The organism is Streptomyces sp. NPDC101219 (assembly GCF_044767675.1).
GTDB lineage: Bacteria > Actinomycetota > Actinomycetes > Streptomycetales > Streptomycetaceae > Streptomyces.
In genome coordinates this window covers 204371-223768 of sequence record NZ_JBIWOK010000009.1, presented here as the reverse complement: position 1 = coordinate 223768, position 19398 = coordinate 204371, and the positions used below count along the sequence as shown (strand labels likewise).

The window sequence follows — 19398 nt, the reverse complement described above, 5'->3', positions numbered from 1 at the left end:
CCCATCGGGCCGCGGGGCGGCCGACTGCGCCCCGGACCGCTTCAGTTAACAGCCCGATAACTGAACGCTTTTTGCCGTGTCTGCTCCCTTGACACCCCCGTCGCGAGCCGGGACTCTTCAACACATCACTTGTGGGAGCGCTCCCACAGTACCTGACACATACACAACCCGCACGTTCCCCGCCCGAGCCGCAGCACGCAACAACGGGACCGACAACGCCGTTGGCCGGGGGGTCGGCACGTCAGGGCAACAGGAGGACGCAATGCGAGCACGTACCCTCCCCCACACTCGGCTGCGCTCGAGCGGGGGCAGGCCCATGGTCCGCCGGGCCGTGGCCGTCGCGGCCGTGGTGTCGCTCGGCACCGGGCTGCTGGCCGGCTGTGCCGACGACGGCGGAGACGACGACTCCGGCTCCTCGTCGGGCAAGGGCAAGACCACGATCACCCTGGGCCTGTTCGGCACCATGGGCTTCAAGGAAGCCGGGCTCTACGCCGAGTACGAGAAGCAGAACCCCGGCATCAAGATCGCGGAGAACGTGATCGAGCGGAACGAGAACTACTACCCCGCCCTGCTCAACCACCTCACGACCAACAGCGGTCTGCAGGACGTCCAGGCCGTCGAGGTCGGCAACATCGCGGAGATCGTCGCCACCCAGGCGGACAAGCTGGAGGACCTCTCCAAGGCGCCCGGCGTGAAGAAGGCCGACTGGCTCGAGTGGAAGTGGGAGCAGGCCACCACCAAGGACGGCGCGACCATCGGCCTCGGCACCGACATCGGCCCGATGGCGATCTGCTACCGCAAGGACCTCTTCGAGAAGGCGGGCCTGCCCACCGACCGCGAGGAGGTCGGCAAGCTGTGGGCCGGCGACTGGGCGAAGCTGGTCGAGGTCGGCGAGGACTACAAGAAGAAGGCGCCCAAGGGCACCACCTTCATGGACTCCCCCGGCGGCCTGCTCAACGCCATCCTCAGCAGTGAGGAGGAGCGCTTCTACGACAAGTCCGGCGAGATCGTCTACAAGACCAACCCGGCCGTGAAGAACGCGTTCGACCTGACCGCGAAGGCCGCCGAGGACGGACTGGTCGGCGCGCAGACGCAGTTCCAGCCCGCCTGGGACCAGACGATCGCCAACAACAAGTTCGCCGCGATCTCCTGCCCGCCGTGGATGCTCGGCTACATCAAGGGCAAGTCGCAGCCCGACGCCGCCGGCAAGTGGGACGTCGCCGTGGCGCCCAAGTCCGGCAACTGGGGCGGCTCCTTCCTGACCGTGCCCAAGAGCGGCAAGAACGTCGACGAGGCCAAGAAGCTGGTCGCCTGGCTGACCGCCCCCGAGCAGCAGGCCAAGCTGTTCGAGGTGCAGGGCAGCTTCCCGAGCGCGCAGAGCGCCTACGACAGCCCCGCGGTCACCGGCGCCAAGAACGACATGACGGGTGACGCCCCCATCGGTGAGATCTTCGCCGAGGCCGCGAAGCAGATCCCGGTCCAGGTCATCGGCCCGAAGGACCAGATCATCGGCCAGGGTCTGGGCGACAACGGCGTGATCCTCGTGACCAAGGGCAAGTCCGCCGAGGAGGCCTGGGAGACGGCCACCAAGACCATCGACAACAACCTGGACAAGTGACCCGCATGGCCACCCGCTCCGACACCGCCGCGTCCCCCGTCAAGGGGGGCGCGGCCCCGGGCCGTCCGCGCAAGCGCAAGCCCTCCGCGCCCGTCGACAAGGAACAGCGGCGCCGCGACCGGCTCTCCCGGCGCTGGCAGCGCGACCGGCGCTGGAGCCCGTACGCGTTCGTCGCCCCGTTCTTCCTGCTGTTCGCCGCCTTCGGCCTGTTCCCGCTGATCTACACCGGCTGGGCCTCGCTGCACCAGGTGGAGCTGACCGCCCCCACCGACATGAACTGGGTGGGGCTGCGCAACTACACCCGGATCTTCGACGACGACTTCTTCTGGAACGCGGCGCGGAACACGCTGACCATCGGCATCATCTCCACCGTCCCGCAGCTGATGATGGCCATGGGCATCGCCCACATCCTCAACTACAAGCTGCGCGCCTCGACCTTCTACCGGGTCGCGATGCTCGCGCCGTACGCCACCTCGATCGCCGCCGCCTCCCTGGTGTTCGTGCTGCTCTTCGGACGCGACTACGGCATGATCAACTGGGGGCTCGACCTCGTCGGGATCGACCCGGTCGACTGGCAGGGCGACAAGTGGCCCTCCCAGTTCGCCGTCTCCACGATCATCATCTGGCGCTGGACCGGCTACAACGCGCTGATCTACCTGGCCGCGATGCAGGCCATCCCGCAGGACCTGTACGAGTCGGCGGCCCTGGACGGCGCCAACCGCTGGCAGCAGTTCCTCCACGTCACGCTGCCCTCGCTGCGCCCGACGATCCTCTTCACCGTCGTGGTCTCCACGATCGGTGCCAGCCAGGTCTTCGGCGAGCCGCTGCTGTTCGACGCCAACAAGGGCGCGTCCGGCGGCGCGGAGCACCAGTTCCAGACACTCGGCCTGTACCTGTACGAGCAGGGCTGGGTGAACCAGCACCTGGGCCGGGCCTCGGCGATCGCCTGGACGATGTTCGCGATCCTGATCGTCGTCGGCATCATCAACTACGTCATCTCGCGCCGGCTGCGCGCCAGCAGTTAAGGAGGTGTGGCCGTGACGACGACTGTGACGCCCCCCGAGACCTCACCCGCCAAGGAGCAGAAGCGCTCGCGCCTGCCGAAGTCCGCCCGCGCGGGCGGCACGCTGCACGGCGGTCCGATCGCCTACGCGATCCTGGTCGTGTTCACCCTGGTGTCGCTGTTCCCGCTGGTGTGGACCGCGATCGCCGCCTCCCGGGACAACCAGCGGCTGGCGCAGACCCCGCCGCCGTTCTGGTTCGGCTCCAACCTGTTCAAGAACCTGGAGATCGCCTGGACCGAGGCCAACCTGGGTGAGGCCTTCCTCAACACCACGATCGTGGCGGGCATCTCGGCGGTGACCATCGTCGTGCTGTCGACGATCGCCGGGTTCGCCTTCGCCAAGCTGCGCTTCCGCGGCCGGGGCGCGCTGATGCTGATCGTCATCGGCACCATGATGGTGCCGCCGCAGCTCAGCATCATCCCGCTGTACATGATGGTGGCGAAGCTGGACTGGACCGACCAGTTGCAGGCGGTCATCTTCCCGTCGATGGTGAGCGCCTTCGGAGTGTTCTTCATGCGGCAGTACCTGATCCAGGCGCTGCCCGACGAGATCATCGAGGCGGCCCGGGTGGACGGCGCGAGCAGCTGGCGCGTGGTGTGGCACGTGGTGTTCCCGGCCGCGCGGCCCGCGATGGCGGTGCTGGGCATGCTGATGTTCGTGCAGACGTGGAACGACTTCCTGTGGCCGTTCCTGGTGCTGACCCAGCACGGCAACCCGACCGTGCAGGTCGCGGTGGCTGCACTCGGCCGCGGCTACACCCCGGACCAGTCCCTGATCATGGCCGGCGCGCTGCTGGGCACGCTGCCCCTGCTGATCGTGTTCGCCATCTTCGGCAAGCAGATCGTGGGCGGCATCATGCAGGGCGCCGTGAAGGGCTGACGCGTCGCCCAACCCCTTCCCCTGTCCCTCCGTCCGACGCCCCTCCTGTACGGCTCTGCCCGTCCTTCCTCCTCCTCGTCCGCTGACTCGTCGGTCCTCCACGACCCCTATGGGAGCGCTTCCATGCCTGACTCCGCCACGCCGGTGACCCCGGTTGCCTTTCCTTCCGTCTTCCTCTGGGGCGCGGCGACCTCCGCGTACCAGATCGAGGGTGCGGTGCGGGAGGACGGACGGACCCCGTCCATCTGGGACACCTTCAGCCACACCCCGGGCCGGACGGCCGGCGGGGACACCGGTGACATCGCCGTCGACCACTACCACCGCTACCGCGAGGACGTCGCGCTGATGGCGGAGCTGGGGCTGACCGCCTACCGCTTCTCCGTCTCCTGGCCCCGGGTGCAGCCGACCGGGCGCGGCCCCGCCGTGCAGCGCGGCCTGGACTTCTACCGCCGGCTGGTCGACGAGCTGCTGGAGCACGACATCGCCCCGGCCGTCACCCTCTACCACTGGGACCTCCCGCAGGAGCTGGAGGACGCGGGCGGCTGGCCCGCGCGCGACACCGCCTACCGGTTCGCCGAGTACGCGCAGATCGTCGGCGAGGCGCTCGGTGACCGGGTGGAGCAGTGGATCACCCTCAACGAGCCGTGGTGCAGCGCCTTCCTCGGCTACGCCTCCGGGGTGCACGCGCCCGGCCGCACGGACCCCGCGGCCTCGCTGCGGGCCGCCCACCACCTCAACCTCGCGCACGGCTTGGGCACCAAGGCCCTGCGCGAGGTGATGCCGGCCCGCAACTCGATAGCGATCAGCCTCAATTCAGCCGCCGTACGGCCGCTGACCCAGCGGCCCGCGGACCTGGCGGCGGCCCGGAAGATCGACGACCTGGCCGGCGGTATCTTCCACGGCCCGATCCTGCACGGCGCCTATCCGGAGACGCTGCTGGAGGCGACGTCGTCCCTCACCGACTGGTCGTGCATCGAGGACGGCGACCTGGACACGATCCACCAGCCGCTGGACGCCCTGTGCCTCAACTACTACACGCCGACCCTGGTGTCGGCGGCGGACCCGTCCGCTCCCGCACCGCGCGCCGACGGGCACGGCGCGAGCGAGCACTCGCCCTGGCCGGGCACCGACGACGTGACGTTCCACCAGCCGCCGGGCGAGCGCACGGAGATGGGCTGGTCCGTCGACCCGACCGGGCTGCACGAGCTGATCATGCGGTACACGCGTGAGGCCCCCGGCCTGCCCCTGTACATCAGCGAGAACGGCGCCGCCTACGACGACAAGCCCGAGGCGGACGGCACGGTGCACGACCCGGAGCGGGTGGCGTATCTGCACGGCCACCTGACCGCGGTCCACCGGGCCCTCGCGGACGGCGCGGACGTGCGGGGCTACTACCTGTGGTCGCTGCTGGACAACTTCGAGTGGGCGTACGGCTACGAGAAGCGCTTCGGCGCGGTGTACGTCGACTATGCGACCCAGCAGCGCACCCCGAAGTCCAGCGCGCTCTGGTACGGGCGCGCGGCCCGGACGGGTGTGCTGCCGGACCCGGAGCAGTTCTGACCCTTCCGGGACGGGGGGCGTGGGGGTGCGGTGCCCTAGGGGAGTGCCGCACCCCCGCGTACTGTCCACGGCCCGCCGCGTACTGTCCACGGCCCGCCTTCCTGCCGGGCGGGGCGCGGTGACGGCCGGGCGGGGCGCGGTGACGGCGGGCCGGGCGCGACGACGACGGGCCGGCGCGATACCGCGGGGCGGGGCTCGGTACCCAGGGGCCGTGCCCGGTATCCCGGGGGGCCGCGCCCGGTACCCAGGGGACGGGGCCGGTACCCGGGGGGCCGTGCCCGGTATCCCGGGGGGCCGCGCCCGGTACCCAGGGGGCGGCGCCCGGTACCCGGGGGGCCGTGCCCGGTATCCCGGGGGGCCGTGCCCGGTACCCAGGGGGCGGCGCCCGGTATCCGGGGGGCGGGCCGCGTTTCTGTCCCCTGCCGGCCGTTGACGGCCGTGGGTGAACGGCCCCTGCCCCTCAGGTCAGGGTCCGGGCGCGCTTGAGGGAGGGGAGCAGCCGCCCGGGGCCGCGGCGGCGCACGCCGCCCCGGTGACCGCGCCGCCGGGGTGCCGCCTCGCGTCCGTCGAGCTGTATCCAGATGCGCACCTCGGTCCCGCCGAGCACCGAGGAACCGACCCGCACGTCCCCTCCGGTCGACTCCGCGAGGCGGCGCACGATGTCCAGGCCGAGCCCCGTCGAGCCGTCGCTGCCCGAGCCGCGGCCGCGGGCCATCGCCGCCTGCGGGTCGGGTATGCCGGGGCCCGCGTCGGAGACCAGCACGATCACGGCGTCCTCCCCGTTGTGCAGGTCGACGGCGAAGGCGGTGCCCTCCGCGGTGTGCCGGAAGACGTTGCCGAGCAGCGCGTCGAGGGCGGCGGCGAGGTCGGCGCGGGCGACGGGGATGCGTACCGGGCGGTCCGCCCCGGCGACCCGCCACTTGCGGCCCTCGTCCTCGGCGAGGGCGGACCAGAAGGCCATCCGTTCCCGGACCACCTCGGCGGCGTCGCAGCCCGCGCCCGGTCCGGCCGCCGCGGTCTGCGGTTTGGCGTCGCGGGCGGTGCGGATGATGGTGTCCACCTCGCGCTCCAGCTGCTCGACCGCGGCACGGGTCTGCTCGGCGGCGGGGCCCTCGCCCAGCGAGGCGGCGTTGAGCCGCAGCACGGTCAGCGGGGTGCGCAGCCGGTGGGACAGGTCGGCGGCCAGCTCCCTCTCGTTGGCGAGGAGTTGCACGACCTGGTCGGCCATGGAGTTGAACGCGACGGCGGCCAGCCGTAGTTCGGTGGGCCCCTCCTCGGGGACCCGGGCGCCCAGCTTGCCCTCCCCCAGTTCGTGCGCGCCTTCCACCAGCCGCTGCGCGGGCCGCACCATCCGGACGCCGAGCCGGTCGGCGACGGCCACCGAGCCGAGGATCAGAGCGACACCGACGGCCGCCAGCACGGCCCAGGCGGTGGCCACCCCGTTGGTGACCTCGGACTCGGGCACGTACACCTCGACCACGGCGATCTCGCCGGAGCTGAGGGCGACCGGCTGGAGCAGCGCGGACCCGCCGGTCACCGTGGTGGTGGAGGCCCGGCCCAGCTTCCGCACGGCGGCTATGTCCTGCGCGGCGGCGCGCTGCCGCCCGATGTGGAGGGCCTCCTCGTCGTCGCCGAGCGGCACGTGGACGGCCATGGCGGCGTCCGAACCGGCGGAGGCGACGACCCGTTCGAGCTGGTCGCGGTCGGTGGTGATGGACAGCGCCGGGGCGACGGCGGCGGCCTCCCGTTCGGCCCGGGAGAAGGCGCGGTCGCTGGCCAGTTCCCTGATGACCAGGCCGAGGGGTACGGCGAAGGCGACGACGACCATCGCGGTCACCGCCAGCGACACCTTCACCAGGGCCCATCTCATCGCGGCGGCTCCGCCCCGGGGGTGGTGCCGCCCACCGGACCTGCGGCGGCGGGCGGTTCCAGCTTCACGCCGACCCCGCGCAGGGTGTGCAGGTAGCGCGGCCGGGCCGCGGTCTCCCCCAGTTTCCGGCGCAGCCAGGACAGATGGACGTCGATCGTCTGGTCGTCGCCGTAGGACTGCTGCCACACCTCGGCGAGCAGCTCCTTGCGGGGGACGACGACGCCGGGCCGTCCGGCGAGGAAGGCGAGCAGGTCGAACTCACGTCGCGTCAGATCCAGTGGGGCGCCGTCCAGTTCGGCCTGCCGGCGCAGCGGGTCGACGGTCAGTCCGCCGACCCGGATCACCGTGGACGACGGGGCCTGGCCGCCGGTGGCGCGGGCCCGGCGCAGTACGGCCGCCATCCGGGCGGAGAGGTGTTCCACGGAGAAGGGTTTGGTGAGGTAGTCGTCCGCCCCGGCGTTCAACAGCCGCACGATCTCCGACTCGTCGTCCCGGGCGGTGGCGACGATGACGGGCACGTCCGTGATCCCGCGCAGCATCTTCAGCGCCTCGGAGCCGTCCAGATCGGGCAGTCCGAGGTCCAGGACGACCACGTCGAAGCGGAAATGGGCGACCTCGCGCAGCGCCTCCAGCGCCGTCCCGACACTGCGCACGAGGTGTGCGGCGTCGGTCAGGTGCCGGATCAGCGCCGAGCGTACGAACTGGTCGTCCTCGACCACGAGAACACTTGCCATGGGCGGCACCGTACGCCATGCGGGTGGGCCCGGTGGGGGGCTGTGGACAACTCCGGAACCGTCCACAGGCGGGACACCCGTGGGGCGGGTGAGGCAGTATGGGCCGACGATGCGCAGAGGACTCGTACACGTACTGGCCTGGCTGCTCGCCACGGGCGCGGCGGTCACGCTGTCGTGGTGGGGTGTCCACACGGTGATGACGGGCACGGTCTACGACCCGCCGCGCGCGCTGCCCGTGGCGGCGGCGGACGACGCCACCGAGGAGTCGAAGCCGGTGTCGTCCTCCACCCGTCGGCCGTCCGACGCGAAGAGCCCCGAGCGGCCCGGCGCGGGCGAACCGGACGACGGGAAACCGTCGTCGACGCCCGGCCGGACGTCCCCGCCGCCCTCGCGGCGCCCCGGCCCCACCACCACCGCGCCGTCCGGCGGCGACCCGGCACCGGCCACGTCCGGCCGGGTCAGGAGCTACGACACCGAGGGCGGCCGGGCGGTGTTCGACCTGGGCCCCGCCGCGGCGTCCCTGGTGTCGGCGACGCCCGGGTCGGGCTGGTCGATGCAGGTGTGGAAGACGGAGTCGTGGATCAGGGTGGAGTTCAGCTCGGGCGCGGACCGGGTGTCGGTGTTCTGCACCTGGCACGACGGTCCGCCGCGCGTGGAGATCGGCACCTACTGACCGCCGGCCCGCGTCCGCCGCTCAGCGGAACACGGACGCGGGCGGGGCGGGCGAGGCGACGGCCGCCAGATCGGTCACGGCGCGCGCCCCGCCGGTGAGGTCGGTGAGTTCCCTGCCGTGCAGGACCCGGGCGGGGTGCGGGTCGGACGCGGCCCGGCGGGTGAGTTCGGCGATCGGCAGCGGTGCGTCGGAGGCGACCAGGACGGCGTTGCCGAAGCGTTTGCCGCGCAGCACGGCGGGGTCCGCGATGAGGGCGAGTTCGGCGAACCGGGCGGCGGCGGTGGCGATCTGGCCGCGCAGATGGGCCAGCGGCGGCCCGTCGGCGAGGTTCACGGCGTAGGTCCCGCCGGGGGCGAGGGCGCGGCGGACGTCGTCGAGGAACTCGGTGGAGGTGAGGTGGGCGGGTGTGCGGGTCCCGCTGAAGACGTCGGTGACGACGAGCCCGGCCCAGCCGTCGGGCACCTTGGCGAGCCCCTCCCGGGCGTCCACCGAGCGCACCCGGATGCGGGCCTTGGGGTCGAGGGGCAGTTCCCGGCGCACCAGCCGCACCAGGGCGGCGTCCCGTTCGACGATCTGCTGGGTGGACCGCGGCCGGGTGGCGGCGACGTACCGGGCGAGGGTGAAGGCGCCGCCCCCGAGGTGCACGGCGTGCACGGGTTTGCCGGGCGGGGCCACGAGGTCGACGACGTGGCCGAAGCGGCGCTGGTACTCGAAGGAGAGGTGCCGCGGGTCGTCCGGGTCGACGTGCGACTGGGGGGCGCCGTCGATCAGCAGCGTCCGGGCCCGGGGCCGTTCCCGGTCGGGGATGAGCTGGGCGAGCCCGCCGTCGACGCTCTCGGTGACGGCCTCGGCCGCCGCCTGCCGCCGCCCGGGGTTCCTGGACTTTCCCATTCCCGCATTGTCCCAAGCCGCCCGGAGGCCCGCCCGGCAGGTCCGCCTCCGGCACCGGGCCGCGCTGCAACGGTGTGCCGTCCCCACCCGGCCCGCACCAGGAACCGACCCGGCCCGCGCACGCCGGCCGCGCGGCCGGTTGCCGGCGGGGTCGGACGGGACGCGTCCGCCGGCTGTGCGGTGCCGGCGTTCTCGCTGCCGGGGCTCGGTGGGGGCCGGTCCCGGCTGGCCCGGTGGTGGCCGGTGCGGGGGGGGTGCTCCCGGGCCGGGGCCTGCCCGGCGGATGGTGCCGGACGGCCCTAGCGGCAGCTGTCCGCGGCCTCGATCAGGCGCTGGGCCTCGTCGAGCGCGGCCCGCAGGACCGCCGGGTCCGTCGCCGGGTCCTCACCGGGCGGCAGGAGCCAGTCCGAACCCTCCACCGGCGGTTCCGGCGCGAACCTCAGCCCGCGGCCGTCGGTCTCCGTGCAGGTGCTCCCCGGTACGTCCCACGCCGCGGCCGTGCCGGGCGGGACCAGGAATCCCAGCGTGCCGCCGCCGTCGTGCAGGACGGGCCCCACGCCGTCCCCGGCCCCGCGGCGCAGGATGTCCACCGCCTCCAGGCCCTGCCGGGCCGGCACCGTCACCACGTCGCACGACGTGTCCGGGGCACCCATGGTGTCCGCCGCCGCAGCGGACGCGGCACCCGGTGCGTCCGGCACTCTCCGAGGATCGCTGCTCCGGCTGGTCTCCATCCCACGCCTCCACCACACGAAATCCCTGCTTGGACAAGCGGGTCGGGAGTCGGGGGGCTCCCGGTCCACAGGGTTCAACGCGCCGGGCCGTCAACGGCAACGGCGGAAGTTGGCCGCAAAGGATGGCAGTTCATGGCGGATCGCGGGTGAGATATCCGGTTTGTAGCCAAACCCTGCGTGCCGACTCCGTCACAGCAGGTACGTTCTTGCCCGCCGGAATCAGGGCGGCACACCGACAATTCGCCCCGAGTCCGGCATGGTTCGACGGTTCGCAGAGAGGACCCGGCCATGGCGTCGTCAACGGTGCCCTCGTCCAACCCCGACCGGCCGGCACGGCCGAACCTCGTCTTCCGGCAACTGCGCGGAGCGCGCTCGCCGGGCGAGTTCGCCGCCGCGGTACGGCGGGCCGCCCGCGAGATCGGCGAGCGCGTCAGCTGTGACGCGCGCTACGTCCACCGGGTCGAGACGGGCGAGATCCGCTGCCCCAACTACGCCTACGAACGGGTGTTCCTGCACATGTTCCCCGGCCGCACGCTGACCGATCTGGGCTTCGCGCCCCGCTCGTCGGTCCGCGGCCGCGGGGCCCGGACGGGAGGGCCCGGGGACCTTTCCCCGGTGCCCGCACCACGGCCGGCGAACCCCACGAGTGAGACCAGCGGGCCCCCGGATCCGTATGAGGAGCCGCAGGACCCGTACGACCCGTACGACAGCTACGACACGTACGACAACTACGAGGAGAGCGACGTGCTGCGTCGCGCATTCATGACCGGCGGGGGCGCCACCGTGGCCGCCGCCTCGCTGGGCCCCCTCGGGTTCGCCCGGGACGCCTCGGCCGCACAGCGCTCCGTGCGCCGCGCCGGGGCCAGTGACGCGGGTGCCCTGGAGGAGGCCGTCCGCAGGATCCGCCTGCTCGACGACCGGCACGGGGCCGACGGGCTCTACCGGCGGGCCGCGGCACCGCTGCGCGCCGCCTACGCCCTGCTCGACGCCGGCACGACCCGGCAGCGGACCGCGGACCGGCTGTACTCGGGCGCCGGTGAACTGGCCATCTCGGTGGGCTGGCTGGCCCACGACTCGGGCCGCTTCGACGACGCCCGCTCGCACTACGCGGAGGCACTGGCGACCGCGCGCGTCACCGGCGACGCCGGCCTGGAGGCGCACGCCTTCTGCAACACGGCGTTCCTCGCCCGGGACGCCGGCCGGCCCCGGGAGGCGGTACGCGCGGCGCAGGCCGCACAGCGGGCGGCGCGCCCGCTCGGCTCACCGCGGCTGATGTCGCTGCTCGCGCTCCGGGAAGCGGGCGGCTGGGCCGGTCTGGCCGACCGCGCGGGCTGCGAGCAGGCCCTGGCCCGCGCCCAGGCGTACTTCGAACGCGGCCCCGCCGAGGCCGACCCGGAGTGGATGACCTTCTACGGCGAGGCCGAGCTGGAGGGCCTGGAGGCGCAGTGCTGGTCGACGCTGGGCGACTGGCCGCGCGCCGCCCGGCACGCCCGCCGGGCGGCCGAGCTCCAGGACCCGCACTTCACCCGCAACATCGCCCTGTACACGGCGGAACTGGCGGACGACCTGGCGCGCGGGGGGCGTCCCGACGAGGCGGCGACGGCCGGCATGCGCGTCCTGGACCTGCTGGGCGAGGTGCAGTCGTCCCGGATCCAGACCATGCTGGCCGGCACCGCGCGCGTGCTGCTCCCGCACCGCCGCGCCTCGGGCGTCTCCGCCTTCCTGGACCGCCACGGCTGCGTCCCGCGCGCGGTGTGAGGGGCGGGCCGTCCGCGTCCCACGCGCGTGGCCCGCCCCAGGGCCGGCTCCGTTGCGCGTCTCGCACGCGTTGCCCGCCCCGGGACCGCCCCCGTTGCGCGTCTCGCACGCGTCGCCCGCTCCGGGACCGGCTCCGTTGCGCGTCTCACACGCGTCGCCCGCCCCAGGGCCGACTCCGTTGCGCATCTCACACGCGTCGCCCACTCCCACCGCGCCCCCCATACGCGGTCCCCGCCCACGGCCGACATCGTTCCGCGACCCCACACGCGTCGCCCGTCCAGAGCCGCCTCCTCCGCGTTCCGCGTCCCACGCGTGACGGACCGACTGCGGGAGGACGACGCGTGAGGGCGGGCGCGGACGGGGTGGGGCCCAGGCCCGGCGTGGATGGGTCAGGGCGGTTGGTGGCCCGCGAGACAGCGCGGACCGATCAGGGCCGCTGCAGGCCCAGGCCCGGCGCGGACGGGTCAGAGCGGTTGGTGGCCCGCGAGACGGCGCGGACCGATCAGGGCCGCTGCAGGCCCAGGCCCGGCGCGGACGGGTCAGGGCGGTTGGTGGCCCGAGAGACAGCGCGCACCGATCAGGGCCGCTGCAGGCTCGCGAGACGGCGCGGACGGGTCAGGCCGGTGGAGGCCCGAGGCGGCACAGGGCGCCGTCGGACCGGCGGGCGTCACGCCGGCGACCCCGGGCGGACGGCGTCACTCCGACGGCCCGGCGACCGGCGTCACGCCCACGCCCACGCCCACGCCCACGCCCCGGGCGGACGGTGTCACGCCGCCAGGTGCCCCTGGTCGTTCCAGCTCTCGATGGCCGGTTCCCCGTAAGCCCAGCCGAGGACCGACAGGGACGTCGGGTTGAGGCGGATGCGGGCCGCGAACTCCAGGGGCAGGCCCAGCCAGCGAGCGCCGATCGAGCGCAGGATGTGGCCATGGGCGAAGACCATAACGTCCCGGTCAGCGGAGCGGGCCCAGTCGACCACCTCGTCCGCGCGGGCGGTCACCTCCGCCAGGGTCTCCCCGCCCTCGGGCACCCCGTCGCGCCAGATCAGCCAGCCGGGGCGCAGCGCCTGTATCTCGTCGGGCGTCAGCCCCTCGTAGGCGCCGTAGTCCCACTCCATCAGCGTGTCCCAGGTGTCGGCGCGCTCGCCGAAACCGGCCAGCTCGCACGTCTCCCGCGCGCGGGACAGCGGGCTGGTGCGCACCTCCACGCCGGGCAGCGCGTCGTACGGGGCGCGCCGCAGCCGCTCGCCGAGCAGCTCGGCGCCCCGGCGGCCCTCCTCCAGAAGCGGCACGTCGGTCCGCCCGGTGTGCTTGCCGGACAGCGACCACGCGGTCTGTCCGTGCCGGGCCAGCAGAATGCGCGGTGCCATGGGAGACCTTCCGGAACAAAAGCCGAGCGGAACCCGTCCATCATCGCGCACCCTGATGAGGGGCAACCCCTGGCCCGATCCCGACGTCTATCAGGGCCGAGGGCGCCTCACGGGGGGCGTGGACCGACGCCGTAGAGTGGCTGACCGCCGATGGCGCGGGCAAGGACGAAGGGGGAGGGCGATCGGATGCCGCACAGCGAGAAACCGGGCACCGAGGAGGCCCCGGTGACCCGGCTGCGCTGGTGGACCGAGCTGCCGCTGATCGTCCTGGTGTACGCCTGCTACTCGCTGGGACGCCTGGTCGTCCGGGGCGACGTCTCGGACGCCGTGGACCACGGCCTGGCCATCCTGCGTATCGAGAAGGCGCTGTACCTGAACGCGGAGAGCCCGCTGAACCGCTGGTTCACCCACGAGCCGTGGCTGGGGATACCCGCCGACTTCTGGTACGCCTCCCTGCACTACCTGGTGACGCCGGCCGTCCTGATCTGGCTGTTCCGGTCCCGTGCCGTGCACTACCGGGCCGCCCGCACCTGGCTGATGGTGTCCACCTTCATCGGGCTGATCGGCTTCACGCTGCTGCCGACCTGCCCGCCCCGGCTGCTCGACGCGAGCCACGGCTTCGTGGACACCATGGCCCACTACAGCTCCTGGGGCTGGTGGGGCGGCGAGGCCAGCGCCCCGCGCGGGCTGGGCGGCATGACGAACCAGTACGCGGCGATGCCGAGCCTGCACGTAGGCTGGGCGCTGTGGTGCGGCGTGATCCTCTGGCGGCACGGCCGGACCCGCACCGTGAAGACGTTCGCCGTCGTCTATCCGCTGGTCACCACGATCGTGGTGATGGGCACCGCCAACCACTACTTCCTGGACGCGGTCGCCGGCGCCGCCGTGATGGGCGCCGGACTGCTGCTGGCCGCGCCCGCGATGCGGTGGGCGGACCGGGTCAAGGCCCGTTTCCTGCCGCGCCCCGCGCTTCCCGCGGCGGTGGCTTCCGCGGCGGGTTCCCCGGATGTCAGTGCCGGATGCCAGACTTCCGCGGGTGAGCGAATTCCACGGCAGCGGCACGTCGAGCCGCGGTACGGGCCAGGAGCCGAGCCGAGTGCCGCCCCCGCGGACACGGGAGAGGGCGCTCCGGCACCGGCTCGCTGAGCTGCGCGGCCCCGAGACGCAGCCCAAGGCGCTGGACGCGCGCGCCCTGGCCGCCCTGGCCGCCAACCCGGGCTGCGGCCGGCGCGCGATCCTCGACGGCGCCGGGGTGGACAAGGCGGCGCTGGCCCGGGCCCTGGGGGCGCCGTCGGCCTTCGGGCAGTCGCAGTTCGCGCTCGTGCGGGGCAACGCCTTCGAGGCGAAGGTCAAGGCCGACGGCGGCACGGAACTGCTGCGCCTGGCCCACGAGAGACTGGACCGCTCCGCCGAACCTCCCGCCGGGACCCATGTGCCCGACCTGAGCGCCGTCGGCCCCTCGGGCCGCGCGGCGCGCACTGCACTGGCGCTGCGCGAGGCCACCGCCTCGCCGGGCACCTGGACGCTGCTCGACCACCCGATGCTGGCGCTGGACGTCGCGGGCTCGGTGGCCTACCTGGAGCCGGACGCGGTGATCGTGCACCCGGACGGCAGCTGGACGGTCGTGGAGATCAAGTCGTTCCCAATGCTGGACGGCGCCGCCGACCCCGCGAAGGTGGGCGCGGCGACCCGGCAGGCCGCGGTCTACGTGATAGCCCTCGAAGAGGTGGCCGCGCGGCTCGACCCGCCCCCGCGCGTGCGGCACCGGATCCTGCTGGTGTGCCCCAAGGACTTCTCCAACCTGCCCACCGCGTCCGCCGTGGACGTGCGCAAGCAGCGTGCGGTGACCGCCCGCCAGCTGGCCCGGCTCACCCGCGTCGAGGACATCGCCGACGCGCTGCCCGAGGGCATCTGCTTCTCGCCGGAGCTGCCTCCCGAGGAGCTGACGGCCGCCGTGGAGGCCGTCCCGGCGACGTACGCGCCGGAGTGCCTGTCCACCTGCGAGCTGGCCTTCCACTGCCGGGACCGGTCCCGCGCGTCCGGTGCGGTCACCTCCCTGGGCCGTCCGGTGCGGGCCGAACTGGGCGGGCTGACCACGGTGGAGGACGTGCTCGCCGCGGCCCGCGGCGAGGCGGGCGACCCGGACGATCCGGCGGTGGCCGCGCTGCGCCGGGCGGCGGCCCTGCGGGCGGAGGCCCTGAGGACGGCAGCCCCGGAGGTCGCCCCGTGTCCCTGATCACCACGCTGGCCCGCCTGCAGGCGGTGGACACCGGCCGCGCCCAGCCCGCCGCCACCGTCCGGCACCGGCATCTGTCGCCCCGGCCGCTGGTGTTCGTGCCGCTCACCACCGCCGGTGAGGCCGGGGCTCCGCTCGGTGCGCTGGTGGGCACCGACCGGGACGCTCCCCGGCTGCTGGTGGTGCCGCAGCCGCGCGACCGCGACCTGCGGTTCGGCTTCCTCGCCGACCTGGCCGACATCGTCCTGCCGTACGTGGACGCGTACGGCGATGTGGTGGAGGCCGCCGAGCGGTCCGAGACGGACCCGGAGACCGGCAAGCGGGTCAAGGTCGAGGTGGAGCTGTGCGCGGATGCGCCCCAGCTGATCGTGCCGAGCCGGGCCGGCATCGACCTGGTCCGCCTCCTCGGCCGCTCCACCCGGTTCCGGCGCACGGCGGAGCAGGACCCCGAGGCGCCGTTCCCGGCACCGCCCCGGGTGCCGCTGCTCGGGCGGTGGCTGACCCACTTCGGCGAGCGGGCCCGGGTGCCCGGCTCGTCGCTGCTGCTCGCCCTGACCGATGTGCTGTCCCGGCACTGGGCGACCGGCCAGTCCACCCTGGAGGACCAGCACCTGGGCGCGCTGCTCGCCTGGATCGACCCGCCCGCCGGGCGCTCGGGTGCCGAGGCCGCGCGGGAGGCCGAGCTCACGCGCGACGACCAGGGGCAGCTGCTGTGCCCGCCCGCGGGCCCGGCGACCGACCCGGCCTTCGACAACAAGCTGCTCGCCCCGGCCATCGAGCGCTTCGACCGCGCCCGCACGGCGCTGGCCGCCGCCGAGGACGGTGTCGAGGCCGACGACCGGCTCGGTGACGTGACCGCCGCCGAGCAGCGGATCCGCGCACTCGTCGAGAGCCGCACCCGCCCCACGTGGGACGCGGTGTGGCGGGGCCTGGACCTGCTGCGGACGCTGCCCGAGGGCGCCCACGTGGAGGAGCGCTGGACGCGCGACCGGTGGTCCTTCACCGGTCACCGGGACCGGGTGGTGGCCGGTGAGCCGCCGCAGCCCCGCCGCGACGACGCGGTCACCGCCGCCAACAAGCTGGCCACGCGCGAGCGCGAGCAGGCCCGGCTGGAGGCGCAGGAGGCCCTCGACGACCCGCTGGTGATGGCGGCCCGGCGGCTGTCCGGGGAGGCGTTCGTCGGTGAGGTCACCGAGGTGGTGATGGCGTACAGCGAGAGCAAGCGGCCGAGCCCCCGCCCGCTGGTCACCGTCCGCACCGACGACCGGCCGCACCTCGCCGAGCGGGCCCGCGTGTACCGCTCGCTGGACGGGAAACCGCAGTCGGCGGAGTTCGTGGCGGCCGAGGAGGACGGCGCCCTGCTGGTGCTGCGGATCATGGACCGCATGGGCCGGGGCAAGGAGCCCGAACCGGGGTCCGTGCCGGAGAAGGGCGACCGGCTCTGCTTCACGCTGTTCGAGCACGAGCCGCGCGGCGGGGCGAAGCTGCCCGACCCGGAGGAGACCCCGTGGACGCACGGCGGCCCGCCCGGCCAGGAGCGGGCGCCGGAGCCCGCCGACCCGGTGACCGAGGAGGACGTGCTGTGACCGCCCCCGCCGAGGAGAAGGCCTTCCACCCGGGAGCGGCGGCGACCCGCGCCACCGACGTCATCCTCCACGACACGCTGCACGGCACGGCCCGCGGTGTCGTGGTCGACTCCCCGCCCGGCGCAGGCAAGTCCACCCTGGTGGTCCGCGCGGCGCTGGAGCTGGCTGCGGTCGGCCGCCCCCTGATGGTGGTCGCCCAGACGAACGCGCAGGTCGACGACCTCGTCCTGCGCCTCGCCGAGAAGGACCCGGACCTGCCGGTGGGCCGCCTGCACAGCAGCGACGCCGACCCGTACGACAAGGCGCTCGACGCCTTGGACAACGTGCGGAAGTCGGCGAAGGCGGCCGACCTGGCCGGCCTGGACGTGGTGATCTCCACGGCCGCGAAGTGGGCGCACGTCAAGGGCGTCGAGCCGTGGGGGCACGCGATCGTCGACGAGGCGTACCAGATGCGCTCGGACGCCCTGCTCGCCGTGGCCAACCTGTTCGAGCGGGCGCTGTTCGTGGGCGACCCCGGCCAGCTGGACCCGTTCTCCATCGTGGGCGGCGACCAGTGGGCGGGCCTGTCGTACGACCCGTCGGCGTCGGCGGTCACCACGCTCCTCGCGCACAACCCGGACCTCCCCCAGCACCGCCTCCCGGTCTCCTGGCGCCTCCCCGCCTCCGCGGCCCCGCTGGTCTCCGACGCCTTCTACCCCTACACCCCGTTCCGCAGCGGCACGGACCACGGCGACCGGGCGCTCGCCTTCACCGTCCCGTCGGACGGCTCCGGCCCGGACCGGGTGATCGACGAGGCGGCTGCCTCCGGCTGGGGCCTGCTGGAACTCCCGGCCGCGCACACCCCGCGCACCGACCCGGAAGCGGTGCGCGCCGTCGCCCTGGTGGTCCGCCGCCTCCTGGACCGCGAGGGCGTGGCCACCTCCGAACGCTCCCCGGACCCGGCCCCCTTGACGGCCGACCGCATCGCCGTCGGCACCGCCCACCGCGACCAGGCAGCCGCGGTCCGCTCCGCCCTCGCCGCCCTCGGCGTCACCGACGTCGTCGTCGACACCGCCAACCGCCTCCAGGGCCGCGAGTACGACATCACCGTCGTCCTCCACCCGCTCTCCGGCCGCCCCGACGCCACCGCCTTCCACCTGGAGACCGGCCGCCTCTGCGTCCTCGCCTCCCGCCACCGGCACGCCTGCATCGTCGTCTGCCGCGAAGGCGTCGACGACCTCCTGGACGCCTACCCGTCCACAGAACCGGTCCAGCTCGGAACGCTGGTGAAGTTCCCCGACGGCTGGGAGGCCAACCACGCGGTCCTGGCCCACCTGGCGGAACACCGGGTGGAGTGGCGGGGGTGAGCCCGGTGCGCGGGGGCGGCGGTACGACCGACGGCAGCTCGGCCTGGCTTGCCGAGATGGAAGAAAAATACCTCTCGCCCACGTTCGCCCTCATCGAGGGTGCGAGCCTGAGGGAGGTCATCGACTACCTCCGGTGCGGCACCGAACGAGTCGAGATGATGTCAGCCGAAGAGGCGGTCACCCGGATCGAGCACGACGTGGACCTCGTCGGACTGGGAAGCGTTCGGGAGTTTGTCTTCGCCGTGGAAGCAATCGGGATGACTTTCGCTGTCCCTGCCGTACTCCGGGACCTTTCGAAAGAAGGGCGATGCTTGAGCTTGACACTCGGCAACGAGGGCGTGAACAGCTTTCGCTACGCAGTGGGGGGCGATGTGGTGGCCTACGAACAGGACGCCATGGATGTCATTGCCCCGCTTCGACCGAATGACGAACGCTGGAATCCCTCGTGGAATGAAGCGCTCGCGGGTTTGCAGAGAGAGCAGGCTACGGGTGAGCACCTGTTGATGCTCACCGAGAAGATCACAGGCGTGGCGCCGGAGGCATCGTGGATCTCTGAACCGCTCGCCACCGTCAGGGTGCCGTCCTCGAGATTTTCCGAGAACCCTGCGGCCTGGGATGCTCCAAGGATCGACCATGAATGATGATCCGCACCCAGCGAGATGCGCAGAACTCCTCACGTTCGATGATTCGGCACAGTCCGTCACCGTCAACGTGACGTGGGACAACCCGACGGTGATGGGCGAGGAGCGTTATTACACGGCTGAGATCGTCCTGCAGAGCGCCTTCGTCTCCGGACGGGTCGGCCTTCAGGTCTCGCTTGCTGATCTGGACGAATGGGGTCAGTGCCTGGATTCGCTTGAGGCTGATAACGGGGTTCAATGGCCGGCCGGAGATCGCGGCGCATGGCTGGAAGTCGTTCCGGATGACCCGGTGGAGGTGACGGTGTGCGACTCTCCGTCGACCCAGATCTCCGTGTGCGTACCCATTGATGTGGCCTTTGATTGGTTGGAAAAGAACCGGCTCAAGTGGGACGCGGCGCGAAGAGCCGTGGAATCCGGCTGACGGCTGTTCCGTGATTGCCGGTCG

General features: G+C 73.2%; 17 protein-coding genes. 12 read left to right on the top strand and 5 right to left on the bottom strand.

What is annotated here, in order from left to right:
• Positions 1-262: 262 nt before the first annotated feature.
• From ACIRPP_RS20160 to ACIRPP_RS20145, 4 genes are all read left to right on the top strand, one after another.
• Positions 263-1618, top strand: coding sequence for an ABC transporter substrate-binding protein (locus tag ACIRPP_RS20160; RefSeq protein ID WP_164333905.1), 1356 nt, complete (start codon positions 263-265; stop codon positions 1616-1618).
• 5 nt (positions 1619-1623) lie between these two features.
• The gene (locus ACIRPP_RS20155; protein ID WP_403644640.1) at positions 1624-2643 is read left to right on the top strand and encodes a carbohydrate ABC transporter permease; all 1020 of its coding nucleotides are present in this window, start codon (positions 1624-1626) and stop codon (positions 2641-2643) included.
• A gap of 12 nt (positions 2644-2655) precedes the next feature.
• Positions 2656-3561: a carbohydrate ABC transporter permease gene (locus tag ACIRPP_RS20150; protein ID WP_164345608.1), complete on the top strand. Its 906-nt coding sequence runs from the start codon at positions 2656-2658 to the stop codon at positions 3559-3561.
• A gap of 123 nt (positions 3562-3684) precedes the next feature.
• The gene (locus ACIRPP_RS20145; protein ID WP_403644456.1) at positions 3685-5121 is read left to right on the top strand and encodes a GH1 family beta-glucosidase; all 1437 of its coding nucleotides are present in this window, start codon (positions 3685-3687) and stop codon (positions 5119-5121) included.
• 460 nt (positions 5122-5581) lie between these two features.
• Here the strand turns inward: ACIRPP_RS20145 and ACIRPP_RS20140 are convergent, their stop codons facing one another.
• Together ACIRPP_RS20140 and ACIRPP_RS20135 are read right to left on the bottom strand one after the other, a co-directional pair.
• Positions 5582-6991, bottom strand: coding sequence for a sensor histidine kinase (locus ACIRPP_RS20140; RefSeq protein WP_403644453.1), 1410 nt, complete (start codon positions 6989-6991; stop codon positions 5582-5584).
• A complete protein-coding gene (locus ACIRPP_RS20135) occupies positions 6988-7725 on the bottom strand; it encodes a response regulator transcription factor (protein ID WP_403644451.1) in 738 nt (245 codons plus the stop codon). Before ACIRPP_RS20135 ends, ACIRPP_RS20140 begins: the two co-directional genes overlap by 4 nt.
• A 109-nt stretch (positions 7726-7834) precedes the next feature.
• Between ACIRPP_RS20135 and ACIRPP_RS20130 the strand changes: the two genes are divergently transcribed.
• On the top strand, positions 7835-8398 hold the full coding sequence (locus ACIRPP_RS20130; protein ID WP_403644447.1) for a hypothetical protein: 564 nt from the start codon (positions 7835-7837) through the stop codon (positions 8396-8398).
• A 21-nt stretch (positions 8399-8419) separates the two neighbouring features.
• Here ACIRPP_RS20130 and ACIRPP_RS20125 read toward each other — a convergent pair whose 3' ends face one another.
• Both ACIRPP_RS20125 and ACIRPP_RS20120 read right to left on the bottom strand, forming a co-directional pair.
• Positions 8420-9289 carry a spermidine synthase gene (locus tag ACIRPP_RS20125; RefSeq protein WP_403644444.1) on the bottom strand — a complete coding sequence of 290 codons (870 nt, stop codon included), beginning with the start codon at positions 9287-9289 and terminating at the stop codon, positions 8420-8422.
• A 299-nt stretch (positions 9290-9588) separates the two neighbouring features.
• Entirely contained in the window at positions 9589-10020 is a 432-nt protein-coding gene (locus tag ACIRPP_RS20120; protein ID WP_403644442.1) for a hypothetical protein, read from the bottom strand.
• A gap of 288 nt (positions 10021-10308) precedes the next feature.
• Here ACIRPP_RS20120 and ACIRPP_RS20115 point away from each other — a divergent pair, with 288 nt between their 5' ends.
• Positions 10309-11778 carry a hypothetical protein gene (locus ACIRPP_RS20115; protein WP_403644439.1) on the top strand — a complete coding sequence of 490 codons (1470 nt, stop codon included), beginning with the start codon at positions 10309-10311 and terminating at the stop codon, positions 11776-11778.
• A 766-nt stretch (positions 11779-12544) separates the two neighbouring features.
• On the opposite strand, the gene ACIRPP_RS20110 is transcribed toward ACIRPP_RS20115, so the two are convergent.
• Positions 12545-13144 (bottom strand): histidine phosphatase family protein, encoded by a 600-nt coding sequence (locus tag ACIRPP_RS20110; RefSeq protein WP_403644436.1) that lies wholly within the window; start codon positions 13142-13144, stop codon positions 12545-12547.
• A gap of 186 nt (positions 13145-13330) precedes the next feature.
• On the opposite strand from ACIRPP_RS20110, the gene ACIRPP_RS20105 reads away from it, so the two are divergent.
• From ACIRPP_RS20105 to ACIRPP_RS20080, 6 genes are read left to right on the top strand one after another with little or no spacing between them, the layout of a single operon-like run.
• Positions 13331-14290 carry a phosphatase PAP2 family protein gene (locus ACIRPP_RS20105; protein WP_403644433.1) on the top strand — a complete coding sequence of 320 codons (960 nt, stop codon included), beginning with the start codon at positions 13331-13333 and terminating at the stop codon, positions 14288-14290.
• Positions 14241-15380 (top strand): hypothetical protein, encoded by a 1140-nt coding sequence (locus ACIRPP_RS20100; RefSeq protein WP_403644637.1) that lies wholly within the window; start codon positions 14241-14243, stop codon positions 15378-15380. Before ACIRPP_RS20105 ends, ACIRPP_RS20100 begins: the two co-directional genes overlap by 50 nt.
• Positions 15371-16966, top strand: a complete 1596-nt coding sequence (locus ACIRPP_RS20095; RefSeq protein ID WP_403644431.1) for a hypothetical protein — start codon at positions 15371-15373, stop codon at positions 16964-16966. Before ACIRPP_RS20100 ends, ACIRPP_RS20095 begins: the two co-directional genes overlap by 10 nt.
• Positions 16963-18312: an AAA domain-containing protein gene (locus ACIRPP_RS20090; RefSeq protein ID WP_403644428.1), complete on the top strand. Its 1350-nt coding sequence runs from the start codon at positions 16963-16965 to the stop codon at positions 18310-18312. Before ACIRPP_RS20095 ends, ACIRPP_RS20090 begins: the two co-directional genes overlap by 4 nt.
• On the top strand, positions 18309-18953 hold the full coding sequence (locus ACIRPP_RS20085) for a hypothetical protein (protein WP_403644426.1): 645 nt from the start codon (positions 18309-18311) through the stop codon (positions 18951-18953). The genes ACIRPP_RS20090 and ACIRPP_RS20085 overlap by 4 nt, the downstream gene beginning before the upstream one ends.
• Positions 18946-19374: a DUF5959 family protein gene (locus tag ACIRPP_RS20080; RefSeq protein ID WP_403644424.1), complete on the top strand. Its 429-nt coding sequence runs from the start codon at positions 18946-18948 to the stop codon at positions 19372-19374. The genes ACIRPP_RS20085 and ACIRPP_RS20080 overlap by 8 nt, the downstream gene beginning before the upstream one ends.
• Positions 19375-19398: the final 24 nt, after the last annotated feature.